The sequence below is a fragment of the Pseudomonas sp. RL_5y_Pfl2_73 genome, assembly GCF_963970515.1.
Taxonomy (GTDB): Bacteria; Pseudomonadota; Gammaproteobacteria; order Pseudomonadales; family Pseudomonadaceae; genus Aquipseudomonas.
Genome location: NZ_CAXAPD010000010.1, coordinates 196992 through 208171, shown reverse-complemented (window position 1 = coordinate 208171; position 11180 = coordinate 196992). Strand labels below are relative to the sequence as shown.

10 protein-coding genes are annotated in these 11180 nt (G+C 62.7%); all 10 read right to left on the bottom strand.

Features of this window, described 5'->3' with window-relative positions; all coding sequences use genetic code 11:
• Window positions 1–1175 (bottom strand): type VI secretion system tip protein TssI/VgrG (tssI, locus tag AACY42_RS12670; protein WP_339479715.1); only part of this gene is annotated, 1175 nt, incomplete at its 3' end.
• 169 nt (window positions 1176–1344) lie between these two features.
• Window positions 1345–4035, bottom strand: a complete 2691-nt coding sequence (tssH, locus tag AACY42_RS12665; protein WP_339479713.1) for a type VI secretion system ATPase TssH — start codon at window positions 4033–4035, stop codon at window positions 1345–1347.
• The gene (gene tssG, locus AACY42_RS12660; protein WP_339479711.1) at window positions 4028–5077 is read right to left on the bottom strand and encodes a type VI secretion system baseplate subunit TssG; all 1050 of its coding nucleotides are present in this window, start codon (window positions 5075–5077) and stop codon (window positions 4028–4030) included. The genes tssH and tssG overlap by 8 nt, the downstream gene beginning before the upstream one ends.
• Window positions 5041–6900, bottom strand: a complete 1860-nt coding sequence (tssF, locus tag AACY42_RS12655; RefSeq protein ID WP_339479709.1) for a type VI secretion system baseplate subunit TssF — start codon at window positions 6898–6900, stop codon at window positions 5041–5043. The genes tssG and tssF overlap by 37 nt, the downstream gene beginning before the upstream one ends.
• Window positions 6897–7409 carry a type VI secretion system baseplate subunit TssE gene (gene tssE / locus AACY42_RS12650; protein WP_003206934.1) on the bottom strand — a complete coding sequence of 171 codons (513 nt, stop codon included), beginning with the start codon at window positions 7407–7409 and terminating at the stop codon, window positions 6897–6899. The genes tssF and tssE overlap by 4 nt, the downstream gene beginning before the upstream one ends.
• Complete coding sequence (locus tag AACY42_RS12645; protein WP_339479707.1) at window positions 7403–7852, bottom strand: hypothetical protein; 450 nt, start codon at window positions 7850–7852, stop codon at window positions 7403–7405. The genes tssE and AACY42_RS12645 overlap by 7 nt, the downstream gene beginning before the upstream one ends.
• On the bottom strand, window positions 7849–8307 hold the full coding sequence (locus AACY42_RS12640) for a T6SS effector amidase Tae4 family protein (protein ID WP_339479705.1): 459 nt from the start codon (window positions 8305–8307) through the stop codon (window positions 7849–7851). Before AACY42_RS12640 ends, AACY42_RS12645 begins: the two co-directional genes overlap by 4 nt.
• Before the next feature lie 81 nt (window positions 8308–8388).
• A complete protein-coding gene (locus AACY42_RS12635) occupies window positions 8389–8877 on the bottom strand; it encodes an Hcp family type VI secretion system effector (RefSeq protein ID WP_250962946.1) in 489 nt (162 codons plus the stop codon).
• Between the two features lie 225 nt (window positions 8878–9102).
• Complete coding sequence (gene tssC, locus AACY42_RS12630; RefSeq protein ID WP_339479701.1) at window positions 9103–10599, bottom strand: type VI secretion system contractile sheath large subunit; 1497 nt, start codon at window positions 10597–10599, stop codon at window positions 9103–9105.
• A gap of 2 nt (window positions 10600–10601) precedes the next feature.
• The gene (tssB, locus tag AACY42_RS12625) at window positions 10602–11108 is read right to left on the bottom strand and encodes a type VI secretion system contractile sheath small subunit (protein WP_003206923.1); all 507 of its coding nucleotides are present in this window, start codon (window positions 11106–11108) and stop codon (window positions 10602–10604) included.
• Between the last annotated feature and the right edge of the window lie 72 nt (window positions 11109–11180).

Below are 11180 nucleotides of genomic sequence, written 5' to 3'. Positions count from 1 at the left end.
TTCACCCGGCCAAACTGATCGGTCCAGATTTCCTCACCTTTGGGGCCGACCACCAACGCGGTTTGCGGGCCTTTGACGATGGGGCGGTGGGTAGTCGCCAGCGGACGATAACTTTGCTGGGCGTCGAGGCAGGTCAGGCTGCTTTCGAACTGCGCCGAAGGCGCGCCGCCGCCGGTTTCGCCGCTCTCCTGGGAGAGGTAGTAGCGAGCGCCGACGATCAGGTATTCGCGGTTCTGGTCCTGGCGGCTGAAGCCGGTGAGGCTGAACAGATGCCCCGACCCCAGGCCCCGGGCGTTACCCGCCAGCTCGACCTGTTCGTGCAGGGTCTGCAAGGCTTCGATGCGGGTGCGGGCATAGTGTTCGCCGTCGGCGCTTTGCACATAAGTGCCGGGGTAGTCGTACAGCGGATAGTCGCCAGCGGTATGCGGACGCGGCATGGCCGCACGCACATCAATGTGCGCACTCGGGCGCTGGAAATCGTAGTCGTTGAGTTCCAGGGAGCCGGGCTGGACTTCCTGGGCCAAGTGCCAATCATGAATATGATCGCGCTCGCGCTGCTGCTCATTTTTGGGGTAGTACGGCACCGAACCGTAGCCGGGCGCTTGGGTGTGGGCGCCATAGGCATCGGCCAGCACCAGCACATGGCGACCCTGCTCATGGCGGAAGAAGTAGTAGATGCCTTCCTGTTCCATCAGGCGGCTGACGAAATCGAAGCTGGTCTCGCGATACTGCACGCAGTATTCCCACTCGCGATAAGGCCGGCTCAGGGCGTCTTCGAAATCGGAAAAGCCCAGGTCGCGGAACACCTGCTTGATGATCTGCGGGATGGTGAGGTTCTGGAAAATTCGGCAATCGGAGGTGCGGGTCAGCAGCCAAAACCACGGGCGCAGGGTGGCCTGGTAACTGGCGAACTGGCCCTGGTCGACGTTCTGGCTGCAACGGGCGACGATGCCATGGAAATAGCGCTCACCACCGCCATCGAGCTGCAGGCTCACGCTCATGGGCTTGCCGAGCAGCTGGTTGAGGTCGATGGCGTTGTCCAGCGAGTGCAACTGCAACTCGTAGTTGAACAGCCGCCCCAATTCTTCACCGCCGCCCATGTCCTTGAGCAACAGCACCTCAGGTCCGAGGGGGCTGGTGATCTTGGCCAGGCGGGTGGCTTGGTTGAATAACATCGAGGGTCTCGTGCAGGTGAATAGCTGAAGGAACGCAACCTACTGTGGGAGCGAGCCTGCTCGCGATAGCGGTGTGTCAGTCAACATTGATGTTGAATGTAACTCCGCTATCGCGAGCAGGCTCGCTCCCACAGGGTATCTTCCACAGGAGTGACTGTGTTCCTAACAGTCAGGCCGCGTCACTGAAGTCGTACTGCAATTCGTTGTCCACGGCGCTGATTCGCACCCCGGCCAAAGCCTTGCCTTCGAGCATGCGGGTCAGGAACTCGCGGCTCATGTCCGGCAGCAGGCTGTTGGTCAGGATGGTGTCGATCATGCGCCCGCCGCTTTCGGTTTCGGTGCAACGCGAGACGATCAAATCGATCACCGCGTCGTCGTAGTCGAAGGCGACTTTGTGGGTGCTCTCCACGCGCTTCTTGATGCGGTTGAGTTGCAGGCGGGTGATGGCCTTGAGCATCTCGTCGCTGAGCGGGTAGTACGGGATCGTCACCAGGCGGCCCAGCAAGGCTGGCGGGAAGATCTCCAGCAGCGGTTGGCGCAGGGCCTTGGCGATGTCTTCCGGCTCGGGCACGTTTTGCGGGTCTTTGCAGACCTGGGCAATCAACTCGGTGCCGGCGTTGGTGGTCAGCAGGATCAAGGTGTTCTTGAAGTCGATCACTCGGCCTTCGCCATCCTCCATCACGCCTTTGTCGAACACTTGGAAGAAGATTTCATGCACGTCCGGGTGGGCTTTTTCCACCTCGTCCAGCAGCACCACGCTGTACGGTTTGCGCCGCACGGCTTCGGTCAGCACGCCGCCTTCGCCATAACCGATGTAGCCCGGTGGCGCGCCCTTGAGGGTCGACACGGTGTGGGCTTCCTGGAACTCGCTCATGTTGATGGTGATGACGTTCTGCTCGCCGCCGTACATGGCTTCGGCCAGGGCCAGGGCGGTTTCAGTCTTGCCCACGCCGGAGGTGCCAGCAAGCATGAACACACCAATCGGCTTGCTCGGGTTGTCGAGGCCGGCGCGGGAGGTCTGGATGCGCTTGGCGATCATCTGCAAGGCATGGTCCTGGCCGATGATGCGTTTTTTCAGGTGCTGGTCGAGGTTGAGCACGGTCTCCAGTTCGTTGCGTGCCATGCGACCCACCGGGATACCGGTCCAGTCGGCCACCACCGAGGCCACGGCCTGGTAATCCACGGTCGGCAGGATCAGCGGGGTTTCGCCTTGCAGGGCGCTCAGGCGCTGTTGCAGGTCCACCAGTTTTTCGCGCAGGGCGTGGCTTTCGTTGTCGGAAACTTCGCTGTTGTCTTCGCTGTCCACCACGCCAACGCGTTCGCGCAAGGTGGCGCGGGTGGCCAGCAGTTCGTCCACCAGGGTTTTCTCTTCGGCCCAGCGGCTTTCCAGCTCGGCCAGGCGTTCGCGCTCGGCGCTCAGCAGGGTTTCGCTGTGGGTCTGGCGGCTGCCGATGACCACGCCAATGGCGTGTTCACGGGCGATGATTTGCAGCTCGGTTTCCAGTGCTTCGATGCGCCGACGGCTGTCGTCCACTTCGGCCGGTACGGCGTGCAGGCTGATGGCGACGCGGGCGCAGGCGGTGTCCAGCAGGCTTACGGATTTGTCCGGCAGCTGGCGCGCGGGAATGTAGCGGTGAGACAGCTTGACCGAGGCTTCCAGGGCTTCGTCGAGGATCTGCACCTGGTGGTGTTTTTCCATGGTCGAAGCCACGCCACGCATCATCAGCAGGGCCTTGTCTTCCGACGGCTCGGCCACTTGCACCACTTGGAACCGGCGGGTCAGGGCCGGGTCTTTTTCGATGTGCTTCTTGTACTCGGCCCAGGTCGTGGCGGCCACGGTGCGCAAGGTGCCACGGGCCAACGCCGGCTTGAGCAGGTTGGCCGCGTCGCCCGTGCCGGCGGCGCCACCGGCACCCACCAGGGTGTGGGCTTCGTCGATGAACAGGATGATCGGCTTGGGGGAGGCCTGGACGTCTTCGATGACTTGGCGCAGGCGCTGTTCGAATTCACCTTTCATGCTCGCGCCGGCTTGCAACAGGCCAACGTCGAGGCTGCGCAGTTCCACGTCCTTGAGGGCCGGCGGCACGTCGCCGGCGACGATGCGCAGGGCAAAGCCTTCGACCACGGCGGTCTTGCCCACGCCGGCTTCACCGGTAAGGATCGGGTTGTTCTGCCGGCGGCGCATGAGGATGTCCACCAGTTGGCGGATCTCTTCGTCACGGCCGACGATGGGGTCGAGCTTGCCGCTGCGGGCCTGCTCGGTGAGGTCGACGGTAAAGCGCTTGAGGGCTTCCTGCTTGCCCATGGCGCTGGGGGGCATGGCGCCGCTGGCTTCGCCCGGCACGGCACCGGCATTGAAGCCGTCGCTGGCGGTCAGGGCGTTTTCCGGCGAGTCGCCGACGTATTCGTCAAAGCGTTCGCTCAGGGCTTCGACCTTGACCTTGTCGAACTCCGACGACAGGCCCAGCAGCGCGTGGCGCAGGCTCGGGGTCTTGAGAATGCCCAGCACCAGGTAACCGGTGCGCACCTGGCTTTCGCCGAACATCAGGCTGCCGTAGACCCAGCCGCGTTCCACGGCTTCTTCCACGTGGGACGACAGGTCGGTGATGGATGTCGACCCCCTTGGCAGGCGGTCCAGGGCTTCGGTCAGGTCGCGTGCCAGGCGCGCCGGCTCGATGTTGAACTGGCGGATGATGCGGTGCAGGTCCGAGTCCTGCAGTTGCAGCAACTGGTGCAACCAGTGGGCCAGTTCCACATAAGGGTTACCGCGCAACTTGCAGAACACGGTGGCGGCTTCGATGGCTTTGTAGGCCACGCTGTTGAGTTTGCCGAACAACGCGGCGCGACTGATTTCACCCATGCTCATGGCTCCTTGAGGTCTGTGAGGTGTTGGCCTGTTCGGCGTAATGCCGGGCCAGTATTAAATCGTTGGCATCTGTTTCGGGGCGGCCCAGCCAGGTGTTGAAACCCAGGCGGAAACGCCCATTGAGTTGCAGTGCCGGGACTTCGGGCTGTTCCAGGACCAGGTTCAGGTCCCAGTCCAGTTCATGGCCCAGGTATTCGGCGACCCAGGCCACCAGCTCGTTGAACGGTTGGCTGCCAGGCAGCATGCCCATGTAGTCAACGAGCTTGAGTGGCCCCAGGCGAATGCGGAATTTGTGCTGGCGATCCCACACGAAGCGGCCCAGGCAGAAGTCCACGCCCAGTTGGGCGTTGACACCGATTCGGCTGCGTTCAGGCAGTTCCAGCCATTGGCCGACGTATTCTTCGATCTCCACCGGCAGGCCGAAGTACTCGCTGAGGATCGCCTTCAAACCGTCGGGGTAGCGGGTTTGCGCCGACAGGTGGCCGCTGTAGTGCAGCTTCGCCGTGTCGGGGATCAACCCCTGGTTGAGCAAGCTCGGCATGCCCCGGCCACTGAGTGCCGCCAGGCGCGCCGACCAATAGTCATCGTCCGGGCGGTCATGGCTGATCGTTGGCCGCGCTTCGGCCCAGGCCCGATAAAACAGGCTGAGCAGGCGGTGGTGAAACACATCGAGGAAGCGTTTGCTGGTGCTGTCGGCGTTGTTGCGCTGGCGTTCGCGTACGTATTCGGTGATGTGCAGCGGCATCGGGCCGTTGGGGCCGCCGAGGCCGAAGAAAAATTGCTCCAGGCGTGCCGGCGCACCGTCGCTGCCCGGTTGCACCGAGGCGAGGGTGGCCGGGGCGAAGGTGCATTCGGCCCGTTGCCCGAGGCGCAGCGGGTCATCGGCCAGGCGCAGGGAATGGCCCAGGCGCGGCAGCTCGGGGGATTCGCACTCGATGCGCCGCAACGCCTGGAAGAAATCGTATTCCCAGGGTTCCTGGTGCATCGCTTCCAGGGTACTCACAGGGTCGGACGATGTCCGGGCTTGGCTTTCCATCGCATGATCTCGCCGCGTTCGGTGGTTCGGATCACCGTCTCGGTAAAACTGTTGATCGACACGTAGCGTGCCAGGAAGCGCTCGAACACCGCGCCGAGCAGGAACACCCCAGTGCCGCGAAACGCGTTTTCATCAAATTCCAAGGTGATCTCCAGGCCACGACCAAACACGATCGGGCCGGGCATCGGCAAGCGCCGGGTGCAGGCTTTGCTGCTGACTTCGCGCAGGCCTTCGATCTGCAATTGCAGCGCCGCGTCGTTGCTGTCGCCGTACAGGCGCAGCAGTTCACGCAGGGCGGCTGCGCCTTGGCCTTGTTCGCTCAACGACAGGTAGTTCAGCGACAACTGGCTGATCAATCGCCAGGCCTTGGCGTCGTGGGCATGGCTGGCCCGTGGGCGGCTCGGCCCGGCCACGCAGCGCACCGCGCCAACCGGCGCACTGTCGGCCAGGGTGAAGTCGGTCTTGCCGTTGCCCACGCTCATGAACAGCGGCAGGTCGCGGTTGGTGCACAGCGCGGTCACGCCCAGTTGGCGCAGGTCGTGGCGATAAGGCGCTTGCTGGCTGTCCACCAGGCTGACGAAGGTTTCGCTGCCGATGTAGGTCGAGCGCGGGCCGTTGCGTCGTTGATCGCTGGACAGCACGCGCGGTTCGCGCCGCACCGTGTAGTAGGCCTGGTCGCGGCCATAACGGGATGGATCGCGCACGGCGTAGAACGGCAGGAACGGTTGCTCCGGCCCGGTGCCGTGGCCGTTGAGGCCGCTGAGCGAGTGCACTTCGAAATCCATCGGCCGGGTGCGGTCGGCGATTACGTGGTGTTCGTTGACCCGATCCGACAAGTGAATGCGATCCAGGCGCTTGTGGAACAGGTTGATGGCAGGGGTGCAGAACGGCAGGAACTGCGAAGCACCGACGCTGCCTTCCAGGCTTGGGTCGTGGCGGTCGAACAGCACGATCAACTCCAGCTCCCGGCCGTCGCAACGCTTGACCGCGTGGCTCAACTGGGTGAAGTCGACGAACAGGAAACGGTGGGGCAGGGCGAAGTATTCCTGCAACAGGCGATAGCCCTGGAAGGCTCGCGGTACCACCGGCAGTGCGGCGTCGGCGTCGTCGAAGCCGCGCGAGCGCAACGCATCCTGCGGCAGCCGCTCCACCCAGTCGCCGCCGGGCTTGCGGGCGAACACCGCGCAGGCATTGCCCAGCAGTTGTTCGTAGAGGCGGAAGGGCTGTTCGTCGGCGCCACTCAAGTACAGCGGCAGGTTGTCCAGGGCCAGGCTGTTGAACGGCAGTTCGGCGCCGGTGCGCAGGGTCAGGCGCAGGCCGGCCTTGGCTTTCGGTTCGCTGGCGGCCAGGCGCCCGAGCACGGCGGACGGGTTGCCGAAGTATTCGGCCTGGCTGACCTGCAACGGCCACAACGTCACCGCGTGGGCGGTGCGGTACTCGCAGCAGGTCTGGGTTTCGCGCCCCAGGGCGGCGCGCAGGACGGTATCGCGGGGCAGCGGGAAACCACTGCTCAGCGAGCCTTCGTCCGGGTCGGTCTGCAATTGCACCACGGTCATCGACGGCGTCGGCGCCAGGTAATGGGGGTAGGCGATTTCCAGCAGGTTGTGGGTGAAGGTCGGGTACTCGGCGTCGAGCTTGAGCTGCACCCGCGCCGTCAGGTAGGCGAAGCCTTCCAGCAGGCGCTCGACATATGGGTCGGCGCAGTCCATGCCGGACAAGCTCAGCCGACTGGCGATCTTGGGGTATTCCTTGGCGAACTCCGCGGCGCTTTCGCGCACGTGGTGCAGTTCCTGGTTGTACAGCTCAAGCAGGCGTGGGTTCACGAGCGTCTCCGCTGGTCGGCGTTGACCACGCGCACATGGCCGGTTTCCAGGTCCAGGTCGGTTTGCAGCATCAGGCGCAGGGGCACCGGCTGGGCCCAGAGATCGCCTTCGATCTCGAAACTCAACGCGTTGTGGTTCATCTCGGCCGTCGCCCGGGCTCGCACCCGCAGGGTGTGGCGCAGGATGCGCGGTTCGAAGGTGGCAATGGCCTGGTGGATCAAGGTTTCCAGGGCCGAGACATCGACGTTCGACGCGCTGTTGCCGGCCAATGCCGGCAGCCCGAAATTCACCACCGATGTGCCCGCCGGGGTATGCAGCGTGGCATCGGCGCTGAGCAATGACGTGGTGTTGAGCAGCCACGCCAGGTCACGCAGCACCGAGGCTTTCAATTGGGTCAGGGAGAGCACGCGCTTGTCGGCGCTTTCCTTGGGGTTGGTCGGATCGTCGTCTGTCAACCGGTCCAGCAAGGACGGTTGCAGGCGATCGCGGGTGGCGATTTCGGTTACCACGTGAAAAGGCCCGTGTAATTCTTCTGGTCACCTGCGCCACGCATGCAGCTGGCGGTGCGGGCGATTATCGAGGGTTCGAGTCGCCCATTGATCTGGCGTATGGCGCGATACTCGGACCGACACTCCGGACTGTCCTCAGCCGCTGCCGTCAAATGAATAACGATGACAATGGGCACCTTGCCGAAGGTTTCGACATGGGGTTTGTCTTGTCTGTCGACAGTGAATTGGCAGGGCCATGGCAAGTCGAGTGGCAGTAGGGTCTGGTCTGGTTTGCGTAGCGCGCAGCGTTGTTGATCATTGACCAACGTCAACTGTTGCCCGTTCATCGAGACGACTTGATTCACCGCTGCGGCTGGCGCCGCCGGTTCGGCTTGCTGCCCGGCACAGGCAGTCAGACTCGAAAACAAGCAGCCAACGAATACGGCGCAACGAGCCTTGTTCATAAAAGCTCCCAGAACCAGATCGCCCTGGATCGATAGGACGGATCGTCATACCGGCTGGCGGTAAAGCCACGGTTCCACAGGTCGATGTGATCGCCGGTGCGACTGTCCAAAGACTCCCCCATTTGCTGGAAACAGTCCTTGAAGAAGATGAGGCCTCTTTTTTCCATCAGCTTGCGACGCTCTTCTGCACCACCTCCGAGAATCGTCGGACGGCCCAAGTGATGCTTCCACAACCAGTTTGCCAGTGATTCAGCCCCCCGGGCATGCCCATGAGCGCACTTGGGTTCGGTGTAGGTGGACTTGTTGACCTTGATGTTCAGCTCGGTATTGAGCGTGATGCTCATGCGAATCGCGCACTGGTTGGCCCATGGCCCGTCGCAAGGCTTCGCGTCGGGGTAGGTTACCAGCAGATCGGAATACGCTTTCCACAAATTGATAAACGAAGGCTTGGCCATGACTCAGATACCACGTGGGAAAGGATTGGGATTCGAGCAAGCACCAAACACCCCCGGCGCGTGGCACCGGGGGCGTGTTCGTTACACCTTGATGTTCTGACGGATGTTCCAGCCGAACTTGACCGGACCGCCTTCCTTGGTGCCGTCGGCTTTCTGTGGCTGGTAGTCCACCAGCACCTTGGCGAAGTTCAGGGTGACGTTTTCGGTCAGGCGATCATCGCTGCCCGAGCCGCCGGTGCTCAGGGACGTGACCAGCACTTCTTCCAGGTTGATGATCATGTACTCGACCTGGCTTTCACCGCCGGCCTTGCGCACGGTCAGCTTGACCTTGTCGATGTGCTTGCCGCTGGCGCAGTGCATCATCAGGTTCGGCGACGCCTTGTCGACGAACTTGGTCAGGGACAGGTCCTGGACGTTGACCTTGCCCGCACCACCGCCGCTGCCCACGTGCATGTTGCCGGACTGGGACATGCCCCAGCTCCAGTTCAGGACATCGATCTCGTCCTTGTGGGCCTTGTCCATGGACTCGCCCTTGATGTCGCCAATCTTGATGAAAATATCAACAGCCATGTTTTCTCCCTGTGTGGTCTCTACCACATTGTTTGGTTGACGCTGACCTTGCGAAATTACTGTCGTTGAACGCTACGAAGGCGATCTCCAACCCACTGAAGACTCCCTATGGGAGCGAGCCTGCTCGCGACGGCGGCGTGTCAGGCAGCGCAGGTGGCGACTGATCCACCGCTATCGCGAGCAGGCTCGCTCCCACATTTCTCCTGCGTACGGTTCAGCTGGTTTTTACGCACCCTTGGCCGACGGCAGTTTCGATACCAGGCGCAGCGACACGGTCAGCCCTTCGAGCTGGTAGTGCGGGCGCAGGTAGAACTTGGAGTTGTAGTACCCCGGGTTGCCTTCGACTTCTTCGACGATCACTTCGGCTGCTGCCAATGGGTGCTGGGCCTTGGTGGTCTCGGTGGAGTGCGCCGGGTCACCGTCGACGTAGTTGAGGATCCAGTCCTGCAACCAGCGCTGCATCTCGTCCTTCTCTTTGAAGGAACCGATCTTGTCGCGCACGATGCACTTGAGGTAATGGGCGAAACGGCAAGTGGCGAACAGGTACGGCAGGCGCGCGGCCAGGTTGGCGTTGGCGGTGGCGTCCGGGTCGTCGTATTCGGCCGGTTTCTGCAACGACTGGGCGCCGATGAACGCCGCGAAGTCGGTGTTTTTCTTGTGCAGCAGCGGCATGAAACCGTTCTTCGCCAGTTCCGCTTCACGGCGGTCCGAGATGGCGATTTCGGTTGGGCACTTCATGTCCACGCCACCGTCGTCGGTCGGGAACGTGTGGGCTGGCAGGTTTTCCACTTCGCCGCCGGACTCCACGCCACGGATGCGCGAGCACCAGCCGAAGTGTTTGAACGAACGGTTGATGTTCACGGCCATCGCGTAAGCGGCGTTGGCCCAGGTGTATTTGGAGCTGTCGGCACCGTCGGTGTTTTCTTCGAAGGCGAAGGCTTCCACCGGGTCGGTCTTGGCGCCGTACGGCAGGCGCGCCAGGAAGCGTGGCATGGTCAGGCCGATGTAGCGCGAGTCTTCCGATTCACGCAGCGAGCGCCAGCCAGCGTATTCCGGGGTAGTGAAGATCTTGGTCAGGTCGCGCGGGTTCGACAGTTCCTGCCACGAGCCCATGCCCATCACGGTCGGCGATGCCGCCGCGATGAACGGCGAGTGCATGGCCGCGCAGACTTTCGACAGCTCGCCCAGCAGTTCGACGTCCGGTGGCGACTGGTCGAAGTAGTAGTCGCCCACCAGGCAGCCGTAAGGCTCGCCGCCGAACTGGCCGTATTCTTCTTCGTACATCTTCTTGAAGAGCGGGCTCTGGTCCCACGCGGTGCCTTTGAATTTCTTCAGGGTCTTGTGCAGGTCGGGCTTGGAGATGTTGAGCACACGGATCTTGAGCTGCTCATCGGTCTCGGTGTTGTTGACCAGGTAGTGCAGGCCACGCCAGGCGCTTTCCAATTGCTGGAAGTCCGGGTGGTGGATGACCTGGTTGACCTGGGCGGTGAGTTTGGCGTCGATGGCGGCGATGATCGATTCGATCGACTTGATGGCGTCGCTGGACACCAGGTCGGTCTGCGCCAGGGCCTGCTCGGCCAAGGTACGCACGGCCGTTTCAACGGCTTCGCGAGCACGCTCGGTCTTGGGTTTGAATTCTTGCAGCAGCAGGGACGCGAACTCGCTGGTTTCTTCAGTGGCGCCCAGGTTCTGCACGCCTTCGCGGGCTGTATTGTCAGTCATGATCATTGGTCCTGTGCTGGCTTCGGCGCGCTCGCCAGGGCCTGCAACAGCGCTGGGTCCTTGATCGCCTTCATGATGATTTCTTCGGCGCCGGTCTTGCCGTCCATGTAGGTCAGCAGATTGGCCAACTGGGTGCGCGCTTCGAGCAGCTTGTTCAGCGAGTCGACCTTGCGGGCCACGGCCGCCGGGCTGAAGTCGTCCATGCTTTCGAACGTCAGGTCCAGGCTAAGGTTGCCTTCGCCGGTCAGTTCGTTAGGCACATGGAACGCCACGCGCGGCTGCATGGCCTTGAGGCGCGAGTCGAAGTTGTCGACGTCGATCTCGAGGAACTTGCGGTCGGCCACAGCTGCCAGAGGCTCGGCGGGCTTGCCGGCGAGGTCGGCCATGACGCCCATGACGAAGGGCAACTGGACCTTTTTCTCGGCGCCGTAGAGCTCGACGTCGTACTCGATCTGCACTCGAGGCGCGCGGTTGCGCGCGATGAATTTCTGAGAACTTTGCTTCGCCACGTTGCTGCTCCTGGTCGCTTGAGCGACGGTGTTGGCGTCATCGGGGGTACCGGTGACGTGACTGCGTGATCC